18 protein-coding genes and 1 tRNA gene are annotated in these 20142 nt (G+C 72.2%); 15 read left to right on the plus strand and 4 right to left on the minus strand.

All coding sequences use genetic code 11. From position 1 onward, the window contains the following. Nucleotides 1–121: 121 nt before the first annotated feature. Nucleotides 122–1261: a zinc-dependent alcohol dehydrogenase gene (locus HUN58_RS00670; protein WP_144801152.1), complete on the plus strand. Its 1140-nt coding sequence runs from the start codon at nt 122–124 to the stop codon at nt 1259–1261. Then, nucleotides 1258–1845 (plus strand): hypothetical protein, encoded by a 588-nt coding sequence (locus HUN58_RS00675; protein ID WP_180225305.1) that lies wholly within the window; start codon nt 1258–1260, stop codon nt 1843–1845. Before HUN58_RS00670 ends, HUN58_RS00675 begins: the two co-directional genes overlap by 4 nt. A 91-nt stretch (nt 1846–1936) precedes the next feature. Here the strand turns inward: HUN58_RS00675 and HUN58_RS00680 are convergent. Beyond that, nucleotides 1937–2022: transfer RNA gene (locus tag HUN58_RS00680), tRNA-Leu, on the minus strand. 171 nt (nt 2023–2193) lie between these two features. On the opposite strand from HUN58_RS00680, the gene HUN58_RS00685 reads away from it, so the two are divergent. The 3 genes from HUN58_RS00685 (at nt 2194) to mshC (ending at nt 5655) form a co-directional block, all read left to right on the plus strand. Further along, nucleotides 2194–3522 (plus strand): M20/M25/M40 family metallo-hydrolase, encoded by a 1329-nt coding sequence (locus tag HUN58_RS00685; protein ID WP_058740876.1) that lies wholly within the window; start codon nt 2194–2196, stop codon nt 3520–3522. Nucleotides 3523–3583: 61 nt separating this feature from the next. Further along, entirely contained in the window at nt 3584–4414 is an 831-nt protein-coding gene (locus tag HUN58_RS00690) for an undecaprenyl-diphosphate phosphatase (RefSeq protein ID WP_114851207.1), read from the plus strand. Further along, nucleotides 4411–5655, plus strand: a complete 1245-nt coding sequence (gene mshC / locus HUN58_RS00695; protein ID WP_114851206.1) for a cysteine--1-D-myo-inosityl 2-amino-2-deoxy-alpha-D-glucopyranoside ligase — start codon at nt 4411–4413, stop codon at nt 5653–5655. The genes HUN58_RS00690 and mshC overlap by 4 nt, the downstream gene beginning before the upstream one ends. Nucleotides 5656–5889: 234 nt before the next feature. On the opposite strand, the gene HUN58_RS00700 is transcribed toward mshC, so the two are convergent. Continuing rightward, nucleotides 5890–6816, minus strand: coding sequence for a proteasome assembly chaperone family protein (locus HUN58_RS00700; protein WP_141861596.1), 927 nt, complete (start codon nt 6814–6816; stop codon nt 5890–5892). Between the two features lie 145 nt (nt 6817–6961). Here HUN58_RS00700 and HUN58_RS00705 point away from each other — a divergent pair, with 145 nt between their 5' ends. The 9 genes from HUN58_RS00705 (at nt 6962) to HUN58_RS00745 (ending at nt 17398) form a co-directional block, all read left to right on the plus strand. Beyond that, on the plus strand, nt 6962–7672 hold the full coding sequence (locus tag HUN58_RS00705) for an HAD family phosphatase (RefSeq protein WP_231048874.1): 711 nt from the start codon (nt 6962–6964) through the stop codon (nt 7670–7672). Further along, nucleotides 7669–8784 (plus strand): tRNA (adenine-N1)-methyltransferase, encoded by a 1116-nt coding sequence (locus tag HUN58_RS00710; protein WP_254631583.1) that lies wholly within the window; start codon nt 7669–7671, stop codon nt 8782–8784. Before HUN58_RS00705 ends, HUN58_RS00710 begins: the two co-directional genes overlap by 4 nt. 43 nt (nt 8785–8827) lie before the next feature. Next, nucleotides 8828–9751: an FKBP-type peptidyl-prolyl cis-trans isomerase gene (locus HUN58_RS00715; protein ID WP_180225304.1), complete on the plus strand. Its 924-nt coding sequence runs from the start codon at nt 8828–8830 to the stop codon at nt 9749–9751. A gap of 101 nt (nt 9752–9852) precedes the next feature. Beyond that, nucleotides 9853–10908 carry a YafY family protein gene (locus tag HUN58_RS00720; protein ID WP_114851205.1) on the plus strand — a complete coding sequence of 352 codons (1056 nt, stop codon included), beginning with the start codon at nt 9853–9855 and terminating at the stop codon, nt 10906–10908. After that, entirely contained in the window at nt 10901–11872 is a 972-nt protein-coding gene (locus tag HUN58_RS00725) for a YafY family protein (protein ID WP_114851204.1), read from the plus strand. The genes HUN58_RS00720 and HUN58_RS00725 overlap by 8 nt, the downstream gene beginning before the upstream one ends. Before the next feature lie 234 nt (nt 11873–12106). After that, entirely contained in the window at nt 12107–12859 is a 753-nt protein-coding gene (gene tatC, locus HUN58_RS00730; protein ID WP_114851203.1) for a twin-arginine translocase subunit TatC, read from the plus strand. Further along, entirely contained in the window at nt 12859–15300 is a 2442-nt protein-coding gene (locus tag HUN58_RS00735) for an RNA helicase (RefSeq protein WP_180225303.1), read from the plus strand. Before tatC ends, HUN58_RS00735 begins: the two co-directional genes overlap by 1 nt. An 11-nt stretch (nt 15301–15311) precedes the next feature. Further along, the gene (lnt, locus tag HUN58_RS00740) at nt 15312–16943 is read left to right on the plus strand and encodes an apolipoprotein N-acyltransferase (protein ID WP_180225302.1); all 1632 of its coding nucleotides are present in this window, start codon (nt 15312–15314) and stop codon (nt 16941–16943) included. 104 nt (nt 16944–17047) lie between these two features. Next, nucleotides 17048–17398, plus strand: coding sequence for an RNA polymerase-binding protein RbpA (locus HUN58_RS00745; RefSeq protein WP_058740868.1), 351 nt, complete (start codon nt 17048–17050; stop codon nt 17396–17398). A gap of 178 nt (nt 17399–17576) precedes the next feature. Here the strand turns inward: HUN58_RS00745 and HUN58_RS00750 are convergent, their stop codons facing one another. Together HUN58_RS00750 and HUN58_RS00755 are read right to left on the minus strand one after the other, a co-directional pair. Further along, on the minus strand, nt 17577–18728 hold the full coding sequence (locus HUN58_RS00750; protein ID WP_306669581.1) for an SPFH domain-containing protein: 1152 nt from the start codon (nt 18726–18728) through the stop codon (nt 17577–17579). 2 nt (nt 18729–18730) lie between these two features. Further along, the gene (locus HUN58_RS00755; RefSeq protein ID WP_254631584.1) at nt 18731–19201 is read right to left on the minus strand and encodes an NfeD family protein; all 471 of its coding nucleotides are present in this window, start codon (nt 19199–19201) and stop codon (nt 18731–18733) included. 172 nt (nt 19202–19373) lie between these two features. Here HUN58_RS00755 and HUN58_RS00760 point away from each other — a divergent pair, with 172 nt between their 5' ends. Then, nucleotides 19374–20135 carry an SDR family oxidoreductase gene (locus HUN58_RS00760; RefSeq protein WP_114851199.1) on the plus strand — a complete coding sequence of 254 codons (762 nt, stop codon included), beginning with the start codon at nt 19374–19376 and terminating at the stop codon, nt 20133–20135. Nucleotides 20136–20142: the final 7 nt, after the last annotated feature.

The following is a 20142-nucleotide window of genomic DNA, read 5'->3' on the forward strand; positions in this document are numbered from 1 at the left end:
GGACGTCACAATCCCACGGACGGGAGGCGCGGTGCCGGCTGGCACCGCGCCTCCCGTCCTTTGTGGGTCGCCTCCCACCCGACCAGGCCGAGCGTGGCGCGCACGAGCGAGAGGAGCGCGCATGCGCGCCATGACGTACCGCGGCCCGTACCGGGTCCGCGTCGAGGAGAAGCCCGACCCGCGGATCGAGCACCCGAACGACGCGATCGTGCGGGTCGAACGCGCCGCGATCTGCGGGTCCGACCTGCACCTGTACCACGGCATGATGCCGGACACCCGCGTCGGCCACACCTTCGGGCACGAGTTCATCGGGGTCGTCGAGCAGGTGGGACCGTCGGTGCGGAGCCTCGACGTGGGCGACCGGGTGATGGTGCCGTTCCACATCTCGTGCGGCAGCTGCTGGTTCTGTGCCAGGGGACTGTTCACGAACTGCCACAACGTGAACCCGAACGCCACCGCGGTCGGCGGGATCTTCGGCTACTCGCACACCACGGGCGGCTACGACGGCGGGCAGGCCGAGCGCGTGCGGGTGCCGTTCGCCGACGTCGGGCCGCAGGTGATCCCGGAGTGGCTCGAACCCGACGACGCACTGATGATGACGGACGCGCTCGGCACCGGGTACTTCGGAGCGCAGCTCGCGTCCATCCGCGAGGGCGACACGGTCGTCGTGCTCGGCGCCGGACCGGTCGGGCTCTACGCGGCGAAGTCATCGTGGTTCATGGGCGCCGGGCGGGTGATCGTCGTCGACCAGCTGGAGTACCGGCTCGAGAAGGCGCGGACCTTCGCGCACGCGGAGACGATCAACTTCGCCGAGGTCGACGACGTCGTGCTCGCGATGAAGCAGCAGACCGACTTCCTCGGCGCGGACAGCGTGATCGACGCCGTCGGTGCCGAGGCCGACGGGAACTTCCTGCAGCACGTCACCTCGGCGAAGGCGAAGCTGCAGGGCGGCTCACCGGTCGCCCTCAACTGGGCGATCGACGGGGTCCGGAAGGGCGGCACCGTGTCGGCGATGGGCGCGTACGGGCCGATCCCGAACGCGGTGAAGTTCGGGGACGCGATGAACAAGGGCGTGACGATCCACATGAACCAGGCACCCGTGAAGCGTCAGTGGCCGCGGCTGCTGGAACACATCCAGGCCGGACACCTGAAGCCGAGCGACATCATCACGCACCGGATCCCGCTCGAGCACATCGACGAGGCGTACCACCTGTTCTCCGCGAAGCTCGACGACTGCATCAAGACGGTGATCGTCCCGTGAGCACCGCCGACCACACGCCGTACGTCGCCGAGCCGACGCGCCCCGCGCCGAGCCCCGACGAGCTCCGCGCGCGCATCCCGGGGTGGGGGAGCGACCTCGACCCCGCCGACCGTCCGTCGGTGCCGAAGCTCTCCCGAGCCGTCGGTGCCGCGTCGGGCGCCCACTGGGAGGTCCCGGAGGCCCAGGCGGGCGGTTCCGGACGTGAGCGATCGATCGAGCACGCCCACGTCACGCCGGTGTTCGGCACGGCGCAGCCGCTGGCCGGTCCGGCCGGCGTCGTGAAGCGGTACGCCTACCGACGCTTCAGCGAGGGTCGGCTGGCGCACTGGATGCTGCTCGTCGTCGGTGACCGCATCGACGTCGCGACGCACCGGGTGACGGACGCGCTCCGCGGGAGGCCGGACCGGCTCCTGCACGAGACCGGGGTGCGCTCGGAGCGGGTGACGCACCCCGTGCGGGCGCGACTCGGGTCGTCCCGCCGGGACTGGCGGCACCAGCTGCTCGACCCGGTCGTCGCGAACTGGGGGTGGCTCGCGGCGATCGGTGGCGTGGTGGTGGTGGTGCGGCGGCTGCGGCGGCGCTGAACCCTGGCGGAGCCGGGGCGGCCCGTGCAGCGCCGCCCGCGCAACGCAGAAGGCCCCCTGACCGAAGTCAGGGGGCCTTGCGCTGTTCCTGTGTCCGAGGGGGGACTTGAACCCCCACGCCCTAATACGGGCACTAGCACCTCAAGCTAGCGCGTCTACCAATTCCGCCACCCGGACAGGTGTTTCCAGTTGTGTGCCAGAGCCGATCCAGGCTGTTTCCCCGGCCGTTCTGACAGGAGAAGACACTAGCACGGCCCTGAACGCCCGATGAACACGGACGCGCATCCCGGGCGCGTCCTCGGTCGCGCCACCGACCGACGCGCCGACGCGGCCCGGTAGCGTGAGGGCATGAGCGACCAGCAGGCGAGCGCCGACCCGACCGAGCAGGACCTCGAGGCGACGGCCGCGATCGCGCGGGACCTCATCCGCATCGACACGACGAACTGGGGCGAGGGGAAGTCCCGCGGCGAGACGGAGGCCGCGCACTACGTCGAGGCGAAGCTCCGCGACCTCGGTCTGGAACCGCAGCTCTTCGAGTCGGAGCCCGACCGCGTGAGCGTCGTCGCCCGGGTCCCCGGTCGTGACCGCAGCAAGCCCGCCCTCGTCGTGCACGGACACCTCGACGTCGTCCCCGCCGACCCCGCGAACTGGACGGTGGACCCGTTCGGCGGCGAGGTCCGGGACGGCATGCTCTGGGGCCGCGGTGCCGTCGACATGAAGAACATGGACGCGATGATGCTCACGTCGCTCGCCGACGTCGTCGAGCGGCAGGGAGCGCCCGAGCGGGACCTGGTGATCGCGTACTTCGCCGACGAGGAGGCCGGGGGCGTGCTCGGCTCCCACCACGTCGTCGAGCACCACCCCGAGGTCTTCGCCGGGGCGTCGGCGGCCATCAGCGAAGTCGGCGGGTACTCGATCACGCTCGGCGACCGACGCGCCTACCTGCTGCAGACCGGCGAGAAGGCGCTGATGTGGATCAAGCTGGTCACCCGCGGCACCGCGGCGCACGGGTCCCACGTCATCCGCGACAACGCCGTCACGAAGCTCGCGGCGGCGGTCGCCCGCATCGGCAGCGAGGAGTGGCCGGTCCGGCTGTCGGCGACCACCGACGCGATGGTCGCCGAGGTCGCCCGGTTCCTCGGCGTCGACCCGACGGTCACCGGCCCCGACGAGGTCGCTCTCGCGACCGGGTCGGCCTCGCGGTTCATCCACGCGGCGCTGCACACGACGTCGAACCCGACGGTCCTGACGGCCGGGTACAAGCACAACGTCATCCCGGACACCGCCGAGGCGCTCGTCGACATCCGCTGCCTGCCCGGCGACGAGGAGTCCGTGCTCGCGCGCGTCCGGGAGCTCGCGGGCGACGACGTCGAGGTCGTGACGTCCTTCCGCGACATCGGGCTCGAGCAGGACTTCGGCGGCCCGCTCGTCGACGCGGTCCGGGACGTCCTCGGCCGCCACGACCCGGGTGCCCCGGTGCTGCCCTACCTGCTCTCGGGTGGGACCGACAACAAGGCACTCTCGACGCTCGGCATCGCCGGCTACGGCTTCGTCCCGCTGCAGCTGCCGGCCGACGTCGACTTCCCGGCGATGTTCCACGGCGTCGACGAGCGGGTCCCGCTCGACGCCCTGGCATTCGGGCGGCGCGTCCTCGGCGACCTGCTCGCCACGTACTGATACATTGCCGGGTCGCCCCCGCGGCACCGTCCTGCCTGCTGACCCCTGAAAGGCCCGCACGATGCACATCCTCGAGGCGATCTTCCTCGGCTTCGTGCAGGGACTCACCGAGTTCCTGCCCGTCTCGTCGAGCGCGCACCTGCGCATCGTGGGCCTGTTCCTGCCCGACGCGAAGGACCCCGGCGCGGCCTTCACGGCGGTGACGCAGCTCGGCACCGAGACCGCGGTGCTCATCTACTTCTGGAAGGACATCACGCGGATCGTCGGGCGGTGGTTCCGCTCGGTCCTCCGGCGGGACATCCCGAAGGGCGACCCCGACGTCCGGCTGGGCTGGCTGGTGATCCTCGGGACGATCCCGATCGGGGTCGCGGGGCTGCTGCTCAAGGACTCGATCGAGACCACCTTCCGGTCCCTGTGGATCGTCGCGATCGTCCTCATCGTGTTCGGCATCGTGCTCGGCGTGCTCGACGTCGTCGGTCGCAAGGTGCGCCGCATCGAGCACATGACGTTCCGGAGCGGCCTGCTCATCGGTCTCGCGCAGGTGCTCGCCCTGGTGCCGGGTGTCTCGCGCTCCGGTGCGACCGTCTCGATGGGCCTCGCGCTCGGCTACACCCGTCCGGCCGCGGCGCGGTTCGCGTTCCTGCTCGCGATCCCGGCGGTGTTCCTGTCCGGCTTCTACGAGGCCGCGACGAGCCTCGGGGACACCGGCGCGCCCTTCGGACTCGTCGACACGCTCGTCGCCACGGTGGTCGCGTTCCTCGTCGGCTTCGTCGTGATCGCCGCGTTCATGAACTACATCTCGAAGCGGAGCTTCCTGCCCTTCGTGGTCTACCGGATCGCACTCGGTATCGTGCTCATCGTGTTGCTGTCGCTCGGAGTGGTCCAGCCGTGAGGGCCTGGGAGGCCCCATCCGTCCCCGACGTCCCCGGGGAGGGCCCTCGTCCCGTCGTGCACGACACGGCGTCCGGGCACCCGGTGGACCCGACGCGCGGCGAGGACCGCGCCGCGCTCTACGTCTGCGGCATCACGCCGTACGACGCGACGCACCTCGGCCATGCCGCGACCTACCTGGCGTTCGACACCCTCGGCCGGGCATGGCGGGACGCCGGGCTCCTGGTCGAGTACGCGCAGAACACGACCGACGTCGACGACCCGCTGCTCGAGCGAGCCGCCCGTGACGGCGTGGACTGGCGCGAGCTCGCCGCCTCGCAGATCGACCTGTTCCGTCGCGACATGGAGGCGCTCCGCGTCCTGCCGCCGGACGAGTACGTCGCCGTCACGGACGAGGTCGAGCGCGTCGCCGAGGCCGTCGCCTTCCTGCAGGAGACCGGCTACGCCTACGCGGTCCCGACGGCGGAGTCCGAGGGCGACGACCTCTACTTCGACGTGAACCGCCCCACCGAGGCGTGGACGCTCGGGGACGAGAGCCGACTGGACCGCGAGACGATGACGCGCCTGTCGGCCGAGCGCGGCGGCGACCCCGACCGTGCCGGCAAGCGCGACCCGCTCGACCCACTGCTCTGGCGCGCCGCGCGCACGGGGGAGCCGTCGTGGGACACCGTCGTCGGTCCGGGACGTCCGGGCTGGCACATCGAGTGCAGCGTCATCGCGGGCGACCGCCTCGGCCTGCCGATCAGCGTGCAGGGCGGCGGCAGCGACCTCGTCTTCCCGCACCACGAGATGAGCGCCGGTCACGCGGCGGCTCTCGCGCACCAACCCCTCGCGAACGCGTTCGTGCACACCGGGATGATCGCCTACCAGGGCGAGAAGATCTCGAAGTCGCTCGGCAACCTCGTCACCGTCCGCGGACTGCTCGACGACGGCGCCGACCCGCGCGCGATCCGCCTCGCCCTGCTGTCGCACAAGTACTCCGACGACTGGGAGTGGTTCGACGGCGAGCTCTCGAGCGCCACGGCACGCCTCGCGACCTGGGACGCCTGGGCCGCCGGCGAGCCGGCCGGACACGCAGACGACGCCGCCGACGTCGCCGCGCGCATCCGCGCACGGGTCGCCGACGACCTCGACACGCCCGGAGCGGTCGCCGCGGTGGACACCGCGATCGCGGGCGGCACGGCCGTCACGCCGGAGCTCGTCGACCTCGTCGACGCCCTGCTCGGCATCCGCCTCGGCTGACAGGTCGGCCCGCGCCGGTCGAGCGTGCACGACACGCCGCGCGTGTGCCGCTGGGCGGGCACGTCTCGTCGGCGGACGGCGCCGAACGGGCCAGATCTGGCGCGCTCGGCGCGCCGAGCGGGGGGGCGGCCCGCCGCGACGCGGCTGGCGGCTGGCGGCTGGCGGACGTGCCCGCAGACGGACGGGAGGCGCGGTGCCGGCTGGCACCGCGCCTCCCGTCCGTCTGTGGTGCGTCTACTGCTGGGGCGGCCGCCAGGGACCCTCGCCACCCGCGGTGCCGCCGTCCTTGCCGTCCTTGCGCTCCCGGCGCCGGAGGTACTGCTCGAACTCCTGCGCGATGGCGTCCCCGGACGCCTCGGGGGAGTCGACGGTGTCCCGGGCCTGCTCGAGCTGCCCGATGTAGCTCGCCATGTCCTCGTCGTCGGCGGCGAGGGCGTCGATGCCCTCCTCCCACTCCGTGGCCTCGTCGAGCAGGGTGCCGCGCGGCACGGTGACGTCGGTGAGCTCCTCCATCTTGTCGAGCAGCGACAGGGTGGCCTTCGGCGAGGGGGAGTTGTGCACGTAGTGCGGGACCGAGGCCCAGAGCGACAGGGTCGTCAGGCCCGCGGTGTCCATCGCGTCGGACAGCACGCCGAGGATGCCCGTCGGGCCCTCGTACGTGGAGCGGTCGACGTCGAAGGCCGAGCGCACCCCGGCGTCCTCGCTCGAGACGAACACCGAGATCGGTCGGGTGTGCGGCACGTCGGCGAGCATCGCTCCGACGAACACCACGGCGTCGATCGAGTACACGTCGGCGAGGTCGATCACCTCGGCGCAGAAGCCGCGCCACGTCCGCGAGGGCTCGGGGCCGACGAGCACGAAGACCTCGCGCTCGGACTCGGCACCCGTCGCTCCGACGACCGGTCGACCGTCCTGGCCGGGGCCGTACAGCACGATCCGGGGCCAGGTGATGCCGCGCGAGCCGTCCTCGGAGGTCCCGACCTCTGGTCGGTTGAACTGGTAGTCGACGTACCGCTCACCGTCGATCTCGCGCAGTTCGTCGAGCCCCAGGGCGTCGACGATGCGCCGAGCGAGACCGCTGGCCGCCTCGCCGGCGTCGTTCCAGCCCTCGAACGCGACGACGAGCAGTCGGCCGTCGCTGAAGGGGGAGTGCTGTGGCACGGAGGGGCCTCCTGGTGGTGGAGCGGGGCACGCGCTGCACGCGCGCGGCCGGACACGGTACGAGTACCCCAGGATAGGCCCGGCGCTCGTCGGGGCGTGGCGGCGTCCGCGTGCAGCGGAACCCCGACCGCTAGACTCGTCGCCCGTGACCGCCCAGCACCCCGACCGAGTCCTGCCCGCAGCCGTGCTGTGGGACATGGACGGCACGCTCATCGACACGGAGCCGATCTGGCAGCAGTCCCAGGTGGAGCTGACCGCCCGGTACGGCGCCGAGTGGACCCACGAGGACGGCCTCTCGCTCGTCGGCTCCGGCCTCGAGCGCTCGGGGGAGATCCTCCGCGACAAGGGCGTCGACATGGAGGTCGAGGAGATCGTCCAGTGGATGACCGACTACGTCACCGAGCGGCTCGACGGCGAAGAACTGCCGTGGCGCCCGGGTGCGCGTGAGCTCGTCGAGGAGCTGCACGACCGCGGGGTCCCGACCGCCCTCGTGACGATGTCCCGTCGCAAGATGGCCCTGGTCGCGGCCGAGGCCCTCGGCGCCCGCGGCTTCCGTGTCGTCGTCGCCGGTGACGACGTCGACCGCCCGAAGCCCTTCCCGGACGCCTACCTGGCCGCTGCCGACGCCCTCGGCGTCGAGGCCACGGCCTGCGTCGCGGTCGAGGACTCGGCCACCGGCGTCGCTGCGGCGGTCGCGTCCGGCGCCGTCACGGTCGCCGTCGAGCACATCGTGCCGCTCTCCGAGATCGGCGGGGGCGACGTGCACCTGACGACCCTCGACGGGGTCGACGTCGACCGCCTGGTCGAGCTCACCGGCCCGGCCCTGGCCGCCCGCACCGAGGCGGTGGCCCGATGACCGCCGAGCAGCACGACGACCAGCTGCACGAAGACCTGCAACCCGCCGACCGGCACGACGAGCTCGCCGCCCTGCCGCACACCGCGGGGGGCGCTCCGCACACCCCGCCGCGCGGTCCGTTCCGCGCCGGGGACCGCGTGCAGCTCACCGGCCCGAAGGGCAAGCTCACGACGCTGTCGCTGGAGACCGCGGGGGAGTACCACACCCACCGCGGTGTCCTCCGGCACGACGACGTCATCGGCCAGCCCGACGGCTCCGTGATCCGGGCGAGCACCGGCGACGAGTACCTCGCGCTCCGCCCGCTCCTCAACGACTACGTCATGTCGATGCCCCGCGGTGCCGCGATCGTCTACCCGAAGGACGCGGCCCAGATCGTCGCCTTCGCCGACGTCTTCCCGGGTGCCCGCGTGGTCGAGGCCGGCGTGGGGTCCGGTGCGCTGTCGCTCTTCCTGCTCCGCGCGATCGGCCCGACCGGTCGCCTGCAGTCCTTCGAGCGTCGGGAGGAGTTCGCGGCGATCGCCCGCGGTAACGTCGGGACCTTCCTCGGCGCCGTCCCGGACAACTGGTCCGTCACGGTCGGCGACCTGGTCGAGGAGCTCCCGGACGCGACCGAGCCGCAGAGCGTCGACCGGGTCGTGCTCGACATGCTCGCCCCGTGGGAGTGCGTCGACGCCGCGGCGGACGCCCTCGTCCCCGGCGGGCTCATCGTCTGCTACGTCGCCACCGTCACGCAGCTGTCCCGCACCGCCGAGGCCCTCCGCGACACCGGGCGCTTCACGGACCCGCAGTCGAGCGAGACCCTCGTGCGCACCTGGCACGTCGAGGGTCTGGCCGTCCGACCGGACCACCGGATGGTCGGACACACCGGCTTCCTGGTCACGGCACGCCGCCTGGCCGACGGCGTCGTGCTCCCCAACCTGAAGCGTCGCGCAGGCAAGGCGGAGTTCTCGGACGGGGACGTCGAGGCCTGGACGCCCGGCGCCGTGGGGGAGCGGTCGGCCAGCGACAAGAAGCTCCGCAAGGTCGCGCGGCAGGCGGCAGCGCAGGCCCGCAAGGTGGCCGCCGCCGAGGCCGGTGCAGCACAGCCCGGTCCGGTCGAGGGCGACCGGTAGAGTACCGACCGTGCCCGTCCTGCATCGAACGGAAAGAGGGTCCGTGCGCACCATCCCCGCACTCCTGGTCACCATCGGCCTCGCCGCCGCCCTCACCGGCTGCTCCGCCAGCGGTGTCGGCACGACGCCGCCCCGCTGCGCCGCCCCCGGGGCCGCGTCGCAGGCGGTCACCGCGAGCGGTGCGTTCGGCAAGGAGCCGAAGGTGAACGTCCCGGCCGGGCTCACCACGAAGGGCACGCAGGTCTCGGTGCTCCGCTCCGGTGACGGCCGTGCGGTCGAGCAGGGCACGCCCGTCCTCGTCGAGTACACGCTCGTCGACGGTGCCACCGGCAAGGTCGTCGAGACGAGCGGCTACTCCGGCCAGAGCGCGCTGCTCACCGCGGGTGCGGACAAGTTCGGGGCCCTCGGCGCCGCGCTCGAGTGCTCGAACGTCGGCGACCGCCTGGCCGTCGCGCTCCCGAAGAGCGCCCTGACCGCCGGGGCGAGCACCTCCACCGAGTCCTCGAAGACCGAGGACGCCGTCGTCGCCGTGGTGGACGTCCGCCGCGCCTACGACGCCCGCGCGACCGGGACCCCGCAGCTCGCGGGCGACAAGATCCCCGCGGTCGTCCTCGCACCGTCCGGCGCCCCCGGCATCACGATCCCCTCGTGGAGCGCGCCGACGAGCGACGAGTACCACCTGCTCCGCAAGGGCAGCGGCGCCGAGCTCACCGACAAGGACACCGCGGTCTTCAAGTACACGGCCGTGACCTGGGGCGACTCGACCGCCGACTCGAACGTCACCGGGTCGAACTGGACCGACGGCTCGGGCGCGCAGACGCTGCCGCTCGCCGAGGGCCAGGTCATCGACGGCGTGCGCAAGGCCGTGATCGGCCGTCACGTCGGCGACCAGGTCCTGGCGATCGTGCACCAGGGCGGTTCGGCGACGGCGTACGTCATCGACGTCCTCGGCGTCATGCCGTCCTGATCGAGTCCCTCCCGGACCGGCCCCGCGCACCGCGTCGAGCCGTCCACCGACCGACGCGCGGGTGCACTCCGGTGCACCCGCGCTGTCGTAGGATCGGGCTCGTGCCAGCGACCCGAGCTCCCCGTGTGCCCGCAGAGGAGCGGCTCTTCAGCCTCGTGCTGGCGCTGCTCTCGACGGAGTCCGGGCTGACGAAGGCCGAGATCCTCGCGAACGTGCAGGGCTACCGGCAGCGCTTCACCCCCGGCGGCGACAACGCGTCGCTCGAGCGGCAGTTCGAGCGCGACAAGGACGACGTCCGCGAGCTCGGCATCCCGCTCGAGACGATCGAGACCCCCGGGGCGGCCGGCAACAACCAGACCCTCCGCTACCGGATCCCGAAGGGCGAGTACGACCTGCCGCTCGACGTCCGGTTCACGCCCGACGAGTCCGCGCTGCTGTCGCTCGCCGCGATGGCCTGGCGCGAGGGCGCGCTGTCCGCCGACTCCCGCCGGGCCCTCCTCAAGGTCCGTTCGGCCGGCACGGACGACTCCGCCGCCGACGACACCGGCGCCGACGACGTCGAGGACCCCCGCGGCATGGCCGCCTACGCCCCGCGCCTCCGGACCCGCGACGCGGCGTTCGAACCCCTGCGGTCCGCGCTCGACCGGGCAGCGGCCGTGCGCTTCGACTACATCACCCCGGGCGAGCACGAGCCCCGGCAGCGCGACGTCGCACCGCTCGCGCTCGTCCAGCACGGCGGCCGGTGGATGCTCTGCGCGCACGAGTTCTCGACGGGTGGGACGAAGAACTACCTGCTCTCCCGGATCGTCGGTCCGGTGACCACCCACCACCCCGGACAGCACCCCGCGCCTGCCGGTGCGGGCGAGCGGGCCCTCGCCGAGCTCGACCGGATCTGGGCCGAGCGGACCGCGCGCATCGCCGTGCAGCCCGGTTCGGACGCCGAGCGGCGGCTGCAGCGCCGTCGGGGGACCGAGGTCGACGGCGGCGGCGTGCTCGTCGTGCACCACGTCGACCCGCAGATCCTGGCCGAGGAACTCGCCGCGTTCGGCCCGGAGGTCCGCGTGCTCGAGCCCGCCGCACTGCGCGAGCAGGTGGCGGCCCGGCTCCGCGGCCTGGTCGCCGACCACACGGACCCCGAGGAGACCGCGCGTGGCTGACCAGCAACCGCTCCAGGCGCAGGACAAGCTCGCGTTCCTGCTCGTGCTCGTCCCGTACCTGATCGACCACGAGCGCGTCTCGGTCGCCGACGCCGCACGGCACTTCGGGGTCACCGAGCAGCGCATCCGCCGGGCCGTCGAGCTCATCGCGGTGTCCGGCGTCCCCGGCGAGACCATGCAGTACCAGCACGGCGACCTGTTCGACATCGCATGGGACGACTTCGAGCAGAACGACATGATCGTGCTGACGAACCTCGTCGCGATCGACGACGCGCCCAGGCTCTCCGCGCGCGAGGCCTCGGCGCTGATCGCCGGGCTCCAGTACCTGTCCGCCCTGCCCGAGGCCGCCGACCGCCAGGCCATCCACGACCTGATGGCCAAGTTGTCGCGCGGCGCCGGGGGAGCAGCGTCGAACGTCGCCGTCGGCCAGGACCTGCACGACGCCACGCTCGCGACGATCCGGCGCGCGATGGCGGACGGCCGCGGGCTCGTGTTCGACTACGCCGGCCCGCGCACCCGCGGCAGCACCCGCCGCGTCGATCCGCTCCGGGTGGAGTCGATCGACACCGACTGGTACCTCCGCGCCTGGGACCTGGACCGCGACGCGCTCCGGACGTTCCGCCTCGACCGGATGTCCGCGGTGGTCGTCGACGACCGCGCTGCCGAGCGGTCCACCGCAGACGTGGTCATCCCGGACACGCTCTTCCAGCAGTCGGGCCAGGACGTCATCGTCACGGTCGAGCTCGACTGCTCGGCGCTGCCGCTCGTCGCGGACTTCCTCGCCGACACGGCCGACGCCGAGGACGCCGACGGCCGCGTCCGCATCCGTCTCGCCGCGTCGAACGGCTTCGACGGCGTGGTGCGGCTGGTCGCCGGGCTGCCGGGCCGCGCAGTCGTCCTCGACCCGCCGGCGGCGCGCGCGGCCGTCCGGTCGTTCGCCGAGGCGGCCCTGGCCGCCGAGTAGCGGGCGCCTGCCGGGCCGCGCGCGTCGCGTCGTGCGTGACGCGACCGCGTGACGGACGGGAGGCACGGGGTCGGCCCGCACCGTGCCTCCCGTCCGCCTCGACGCGGCCTGTGCGTCGCGCCCGCGCGACCGACTTGTCGGTGCCGGTCCCGTAGGATCGACCGCATGGCTTCGACGACCGCGAGCGGGCGAGCGGAGCGGCCCGGTCGTCCGAAGAAGGACACCGAGGGCCGCATGTCGCTCGGGCAGCACCTCATCGAGCTGCGGAACCGGCTGTTCAAGGCCGTCGTCGCGGTCGCGGTCTGCGCGATCGGTGGCTGGTTCCTCACGCCGTTCGTGCTCGACGCGCTGCGCGCGCCGGTCACCCAGCTGGCCGAGGTCGGCGGCCACACCGCCGAACTGAACTTCCCGATGATCACCGGGGCCTTCGACCTGAAACTGCAGATCGCGATCACGATCGGCATCGTCATCTCGAGCCCGGTCTGGCTGTACCAGGTGTGGGCGTTCATCGTCCCCGCGCTCGTGCGCCGCGAGAAGCAGTACGTGTTCGGGTTCCTCGGCACCGCCATCCCGTTGTTCTTCGCCGGGTGCTGGTTCGGGTGGTACATCCTGCCGCACGTCGTCGGGATCCTCGGCAGCTTCGTCTCCGCGCAGGACACGTCGATCGTCGACGCCAAGGCCTACTACGACTTCGTCATCAAGCTCATCGTCGCCGTCGGCATCGCGTTCGTCCTGCCGGTGTTCCTCGTGCTGCTGAACTTCGTCGGCGTGCTGTCGGCCGCCTCGATCATCAAGGCCTGGCGCGTCGCGATCCTGTGCATCCTGGTGTTCTGCGCGATCGTCACGCCGTCCGCCGACGTCATCTCGATGTTCCTGCTCGCCGTGCCGATGGTCGTGCTCTACATCGCGGCCTGCGCGGTGACGTGGATCCACGACCGTCGGGCCGCCAAGCGCCAGGCGAAGCTCGACGCGGAGTACGGAGCCTGATGACCACGGAACTCAGCCCCGCCGAGCGGTACCGGGCGGCGAAGGTCCGGAACCGTTCGCGCAACCTCGAGCTGTTCCGCACCGACCTGCGCTTCGACCTCGACCCGTTCCAGACGGCCGCGTGCGACGCCCTCGACCAGGGCCGCAGCGTCCTGGTCGCCGCGCCGACCGGTGCGGGCAAGACGATCGTCGCCGAGTTCGCGATCTGGCTCGCGATGCGCCAGCCCACGCCGAAGGTGTTCTACACGACGCCGATGAAGGCGCTGAGCAACCAGAAGTACGCCGAGCTCGTGCAGGCCTACGGCGAGTCCGAGGTCGGGCTGCTCACCGGCGACACCAACGTCAACCCTCGCGCCCGGGTCGTCGTGATGACGACCGAGGTCCTGCGGAACATGATCTACGCGGGATCCGACCTGCTCGACGACCTCGCGTGGGTCGTCCTCGACGAGGTGCACTACCTGGCCGACCGGTTCCGCGGCGCGGTCTGGGAAGAGGTCATCCTGCACCTGCCGACCGAGGTCCGACTGGTCTCGCTGAGCGCGACGGTCTCCAACGCCGAGGAGTTCGGCGACTGGCTGCAGACCGTCCGCGGGGACACCGACGTCATCGTGTCCGAGGACCGTCCGGTGCCGCTCGAGCAGCACGTGCTCGTCGGCTCGAAGATGGTCGACCTGTTCGACTCCAGCGGTGCCGCGGCGACGAACCGCGTCAACCCGGAGCTCCTCCGGCTCGTCGGCGGCGCGTCCCGCAGCGAGCGGCACGGCGGCGGACACCGCGGGCGCCGTGGACGCGGCGGGTACCAGGAGCACCGCGGACCGCGCACCGAGAAGATGTTCCGCGAGCAGATCGCCCGCGTCCTCGACGAGCGCATGCTGCTCCCGGCGATCTTCTTCGTGTTCAGCCGGAACGGCTGCGACCAGGGCGTCCGCCAGGTGCTCCGCTCCGGGGTGTCGTTCACCACCGCGCAGGAGCGGCGCGAGATCCGCGAGACCGCCGAGTACCACTGCCGGACGCTCCTCGACGAGGACCTCGCCGTCCTCGGGTACTGGGAGTGGCTCGAGGGGCTCGAGCGCGGTGTCGCAGCGCACCATGCCGGACTCCTGCCCGCGTTCAAGGAGGTCGTCGAGGACCTCTTCCGCCGCAAGCTGCTCAAGGTGGTGTTCGCGACCGAGACGCTCGCGCTCGGCGTGAACATGCCGGCGCGGACCGTCGTGCTCGAGAAGCTCGAGAAGTTCAACGGCGAAGCCCGTGTGCCGATCACGCCGGGGGAGTACACACAGCTCACCGGTCGCGCGGGCCGACGGGGCATCGACGTCGAGGGACACTCGGTCGTCCAGTGGTCCGACGGGCTCGACCCGCAGGCCGTGGCGTCCCTCGCGAGCCGGCGCACGTACCCGCTCAACTCGTCGTTCAAGCCGACCTACAACATGGCGGTCAACCTGATCGACCAGTTCGGGCGGCAGCGCACGCGCGAGGTCCTCGAGACCTCGTTCGCACAGTTCCAGGCGGACCGCTCGGTCGTCGACCTCGCCCGCAAGGTGCGGTCGCAGCAGGAGTCGCTCGACGGGTACCAGCAGGCCATGCAGTGCCACCTCGGTGACTTCACCGAGTACGCGGCGCTCCGTCGGCAGCTCTCCGACCTCGAACGGACGAACGTGCCCGGCGGCCGCGAGGCGTCGCACGGCGCCAAGCGCGACCGGCAGGCGGCGATCACCGAGGTCCGTCGACAGATGCAGCGGCATCCCTGCCACGCCTGCCCGGACCGCGAGGCGCACGCCCGCTGGGCCGAGCGCTGGTACAAGCTCAAGCGCGCCAACGACAAGCTCGTGCAGCAGATCCGCTCCCGCACGGGCGCCGTCGCGACGACGTTCGACCGGGTGACGGACGTGCTTCTGCAGCTCGGCTACCTGGTTCCGACCGGTGACGGCGAGGCGACCGTCGCGCCCGGCGGCCGACGCCTGCAGCGGATCTACGGCGAGCGGGACCTGCTCGTCGCCGAGTGCCTCGAGGCGGGGGTCTGGAAGGACCTCACGCCGGCGCAGCTCGCCGCGATGGCCGCCACGATCGTCTACCAGCCGCGGCGCGAGGACGCTCCCGGCACCGAGCACGCCCTGCCCCGCGGCGCGTTCCGTCCGGCGCTCGACGAGACCCTCACGATCTGGGCGCGGCTCGACGACGTCGAGCGGGATGCACGGCTCGCCGGGTCGCAGCCGCCCACCCCGGCGATGGCGGTCGGCATGTTCCGCTGGGCGTCGGGGTCCGCGCTCGACGACGTGCTCCGCACGCTCGACCTGCCCGCCGGGGACTTCGTGCGCTGGTCGAAGCAGGTCATCGACCTGCTCGACCAGGTGAAGAACGCGGGCGACGACGACCTGTCCACGACCGCGCGGCGCGCGACGGACGCGGTGCGCCGCGGCATCGTCGCCTACGCGACGGTCTGACAGGAGGCACCATGGCGGTCCTCGGCAGCGCGGTGCGCCCGCACGGTGGTGGCGTCCGGCGTCGTCCCGAAGACGACCGGCCGTCGTCGAGCGCGCCGGTGCGGGACGCGTTCGCGGCCCTGCCGCTCCGCACCGCGCTGCCGCTCGCGGTGATCGGCGGCCTGCTCTTCGCGCTCTCGTTCCCGTCCCCCGGGTGGTGGTTCCTCGCCTACCCGGCGATGGCCTGCATGCTCCTCGCCGCGATGGGACAGCGCGCCCGCCGCGCCGCGTGGCTCGGGTACGTCGCCGGTGCCGCGTTCTGGCTCCCGGCGATCTCGTGGGCCGGTCGCTACCTCGGCCCGGTGCCGTGGCTCGCGCTCGCCCTGTTCGAGGCGGCGTACTTCGCCCTCGGCGCCGTCGCAATCGCGCTCGCCTACCGGTGGGTGGGCCGGGTGTCCCGGTCGGTCGCCTGGCGGGTGTGGGTGCTGCCGGCGGTCGTCGCGGGCCTCTGGACGGGGCGCGAGTGGTTCTCCGGCAGCTGGCCTTACGAGGGCTTCGCCTGGGGGCGCGTCGGCCTGTCCCAGTCGCAGGGACCGTTCACGCACCTCGCCGCGTACGTCGGCGTGCTCGGCGTGACCTTCGTCGTCGTGTACTGCGTCGCCGTGGCGCTCTCGCTCGTCCTCGTCGTGCCCGAGGACCCCGGTGCGGTGCTCCGTGCACCGATCCGCGTCGCGACCGCGGGGCTCCTGGTCGCCGCGGTCCTCGCCGTGCCCGCGTGGCCGACCCCGACCGACGGCACCATCCGCATCGAGGCCGTGCAGGGCAACGGACCCGCCGGGTACTTCGACGGTGCACAGCCGGGCGAGGTCCTGAACGCTCAGGTGGCCGCGACCGAGGTCGGCGCGAAGGGAGTCGACCTCGTGGTGTGGCCCGAGGCCTCCGCGGAGTACGACCCCCGGGTCCAGCCGGTGATCGCCGACGCCCTGGACACCGTCGTCGAATCCGTCGCGGCCCCGATCGTCGCCGGAGCGATCACGCAGACGGCCTCGGGCGTGCTGCACAACACGTCCTTCGTGTGGACCGTCGACGGGTGGCAGTCCTCGTACGACAAGAAGCGTCCCGTGCCGTTCGGCGAGTACGTCCCCGACCGCTGGTTCTTCTCGAAGCTCGCACCGTCCCTCATCGGCCTGCTCCAGCGCGACTACACGCCCGGCACCAAGCCGAACGTCCTCGACGTCGCGGGCATCAAGGCCGGCATCGCGATCTGCTTCGACATCGTCGACGACGGGCTCACGACCGACATGGCCCGCGGGGGAGCGCAGGTGATCCTCGCCCAGACGAACAACGCCGACTTCGACGGCACCGACGAGAACCTGCAGCAGCTCGAGATCGCGCGGCTCCGGGCGGTCGAGACCGGTCGCTCGCTCGTCAACATCTCCACGGTCGGGGCCTCACAGGTCATCGACCCGACCGGTCGGACGATCGACCGGGTGCCGGCGTACACGGCGACGTCGATGATCACCGACGTGCCGCTCGGCACGGGGACGACCCCGGCGACCGTCGCGTCCGGGTCGGTCACGCTCGTCGTCGCGCTCGGGTCGCTCCTCGCGCTCCTCGCCTGCGCGCCGTGGGGTCGACGGCGCTCCACCGCTGCCCGAGGCTGAACACCGCCACCTCCCTCTGGGAACGGTCTGTGAATGCGCCTCACCGGGATGGATGCCGCGTGGGACAGTGTTGGGGACTGCAGACGAGCGAGAGGAGCACAACCATGGCTGATCGGAGTCTCCGCGGCATGCGGCTCGGAAGTCAGAGTCTCCAGAGCGAGGAGGGCGTCGAGCTCTCCGACCGGAAGCGTGCGGTCTACCAGACGACGTCGGGGGAGACCTTCGACGTCGTCTTCTCGGCCGATGCCGAGGTCCCCCAGACGTGGTCCGAGCCCCGGACCGGTCGCGAGGGTCGTCTGCTCGGCGACGACGGCATCCCCGTCGAGGTCGCTGCAGAGGACGTCAAGGCACCGAGGACCCACTGGGACATGCTGCTCGAGCGGAGGTCCCGCGAGGAGCTCGAGGAGCTGCTCGAGGAACGCCTGGCGGTTCTGCGCGCCCGACGCGGGGCCTGAGCCGCGCGGCCTGAGCGGCCGCGCACCGGCCGCGAGACCTGCGCCGCGGCACCGACGGTCGCGCGCCTGGTTCCACGCCCGCACGGCAGCCCCGCCCGCCGACACGACGACGCCCGTCCCGGATCATCCGGGACGGGCGTCGTCGTGTCCGGCCGCGCGCGTGCCAGCCCGGGTGTGACTAGGCCTGCGGCCGGTCGTCCCCGAGGACGTCCTTCGTCACGTCGTCCGCGGCCGCGAGGTGCGCGTCGACACTCCGGTCGGACTCCGCGAGCCGCTCGTCGAGCGCCGCGTCCGGGACGATGTCGGCGGCCGTCGCGTCCGGTCGGGGGTTCGACGCGGCGGCACCGTCGACCGTGGCGGTGTCGGCGAGGCTCTTGTTCGCGAGCTCCGAGATCTTCGCCAGGAAGTCGGTACCGCCGCCGGCACCCGCGACCGGGCCGGATCCGGAGCGGCTCGCCGTGAAGCCCTTCGCGATGCCGGAGAGCGCCTCGGTGAACTCGCTCGGGATCATCCAGAGCTTGTTCGACGTGCCCTCGGCGATCTTCGGCAGCGTCTGCAGGTACTGGTACGACAGCAGCTTCTCGTCCGGGTCGCCCGTGTGGATGGCGTCGAACACGGTCGCGATCGCCTGCGCCTCGCCCTCGGCGCGGAGGACCTGGGCCTTCGCGTCACCCTCGGCCTGCAGGATCGCGGCCTGTCGCTGGCCCTCGGCCTCGAGGATCTGGGACTGCTTCGTGCCCTCGGCCTGCAGGATCGCCGCACGACGGTTCCGCTCAGCGCGCAGCTGCTGCTCCATGGCGTCCTGGATCGACACGGGCGGCTCGATCGCCTTGAGCTCGACGCGGCCGACGCGGATGCCCCACTTGCCGGTGGCCTCGTCGAGGACGACCCGGAGCTGGCCGTTGATGTTGTCGCGGCTCGTCAGGGCCTCTTCGAGGTTCAGACCACCGACCACGTTGCGGAGGGTGGTGGTCGTGAGCTGCTCGACGGCTCCGAGGTAGTTCGCGATCTCGTACGTCGCCGCGCGGGCGTCCGTCACCTGGAAGTACACGACCGTGTCGATCGAGACCACGAGGTTGTCCTCGGTGATCACGGGCTGCGGCGGGAACGAGACGACCTGCTCGCGCATGTCGATGAGCGGCCGGAGGCGGTCGATGAACGGCACCAGGATGTTGAGCCCCGGGTTGAGGGTCTTGTGGTACTTCCCGAGTCGTTCGACGATTCCCGCGGTGGCCTGGGGCACGATCCGGATCGCGCGGGACAGGACGACGATCACGAAGACGACGACGACGAGGACGAGGACGAGCAGAGCGATCGTCCCGGTTGAGATGGTCACGAGGTGGCCCTTTCTCCGAGGCGGACGACCGCGGTCGACCCCTCGATGGACTCGACGACCACGGGGGCGCCGAGCGCTGGTGTGCGGTCGGGGCAGTCGGCGGCGAGCCGGGCGCTCCACGTCTCGCCGTTCGCGAGCCGGACCTGACCCGGCGTCGACGACGTGAACGCGACGGCGACCGTGCCGCGCAGGCCGATCAGTCCCTCGATGTTGGTGCGGTGCGGATCGGCGCTCCGGCCCAGGGCCGCGAGGAGCCGCGGGCGGACGAGCGAGAGCAGCAGCAGCGCGACGCCGGCGGCGACGATGGCCGCGAGCCACCACGGTGCGCCGAGCAGCGCTGCGATCAACCCCCCGGCCGCCCCAGCCGCGAGCATCAGGAAGATGAAGTCGAGGGTGAAGACCTCGACCACCCCGAGCAGCAGTGTCAGTCCGATCCAGACGATGGTCTGGATCCAGTCGGTGTTCACGCGGACTCCCTCCCTCGTCGCGCACGCCGGCGTGCAGCGTCGCGACTGCCGGTACTTCCCTCCAACCTACCGTCCGCCCCTGACCCCGGGACGAGCGCGGGCGGCGCGGCCCGGACCGGTTGGTAGGCTCGTCGGCGGCCGACCGGCCGGAAGACGCGACCAGGAGAACACTGTGACGAACCCCCTCGCCCCCGGATCCCTCGCCGACAAGCGCGCCCTCGTCACCGGGTCCTCGCGCGGCATCGGCGCCGACACCGTCGGCTACCTGGCGGAGGCCGGCGCGAAGGTCGTCGTGAACTACCGCAACAAGGCACGTCGTGCCGAGCAGATCGCCGAGAAGGTCGTCGCCGCTGGTGGTTCGGCCCTCGCCGTCGCCGCGGACCTGACCGACCACGACTCCGTGCAGGCGATGGTCGACACGGTCGTGTCGGAGTGGGGCGGCATCGACCTCCTCGTCCTGAACGCCTCCGGCGGCATGGAGGCCGACCTGGGCGAGGACTACGCGCTCCGCCTGAACCGCGACGCGCAGGTCGACATGCTGCAGACCGCCGTGCCGCACATGCCGACCGGCTCGCGGGTCGTCTTCGTCACGAGCCACCAGGCCCACTTCGTCGAGACCGCCGAGACGATGGACGAGTACGTCCCCGTCGCGAAGAGCAAGCGGGCGGGGGAACTCGCGCTCCGCGAGCTGATCCCGCAGCTCGACGCCGCCGGCATCGAGTTCGTCGTCGTCTCCGGCGACATGATCGAGGGCACCATCACCGCGACGCTCCTCAACCGCCTGAACCCGGGCGCGATCGAGGGTCGTCGGCAGGAGGTCGGGAAGCTCTACAGCGTCTCCGAGTTCGCGGCCGAGATCGCCCTCGCCGCCGTCGAGCCGATCCCCGCCGACCACACCAAGCTCGTCGGCGACGTCAGCGGCTTCACGCAGTAACGTCGTC

Source organism: Curtobacterium sp. Csp1, assembly GCF_013347185.1.

Excerpts from the sequence above, each read along its gene's own strand:
- HUN58_RS00670 (WP_144801152.1), top strand. The coding sequence starts at position 122 with ATGCGCGCCATGACGTACCGCGGCCCGTACCGGGTCCGCGTCGAGGAG.
- HUN58_RS00685 (WP_058740876.1), top strand. The coding sequence starts at position 2,194 with ATGAGCGACCAGCAGGCGAGCGCCGACCCGACCGAGCAGGACCTCGAG.
- HUN58_RS00690 (WP_114851207.1), top strand. The coding sequence starts at position 3,584 with ATGCACATCCTCGAGGCGATCTTCCTCGGCTTCGTGCAGGGACTCACC.
- HUN58_RS00710 (WP_254631583.1), top strand. The coding sequence starts at position 7,669 with ATGACCGCCGAGCAGCACGACGACCAGCTGCACGAAGACCTGCAACCC.
- tatC (WP_114851203.1), top strand. The coding sequence starts at position 12,107 with ATGTCGCTCGGGCAGCACCTCATCGAGCTGCGGAACCGGCTGTTCAAG.
- HUN58_RS00735 (WP_180225303.1), top strand. The coding sequence starts at position 12,859 with ATGACCACGGAACTCAGCCCCGCCGAGCGGTACCGGGCGGCGAAGGTC.
- lnt (WP_180225302.1), top strand. The coding sequence starts at position 15,312 with ATGGCGGTCCTCGGCAGCGCGGTGCGCCCGCACGGTGGTGGCGTCCGG.
- HUN58_RS00745 (WP_058740868.1), top strand. The coding sequence starts at position 17,048 with ATGGCTGATCGGAGTCTCCGCGGCATGCGGCTCGGAAGTCAGAGTCTC.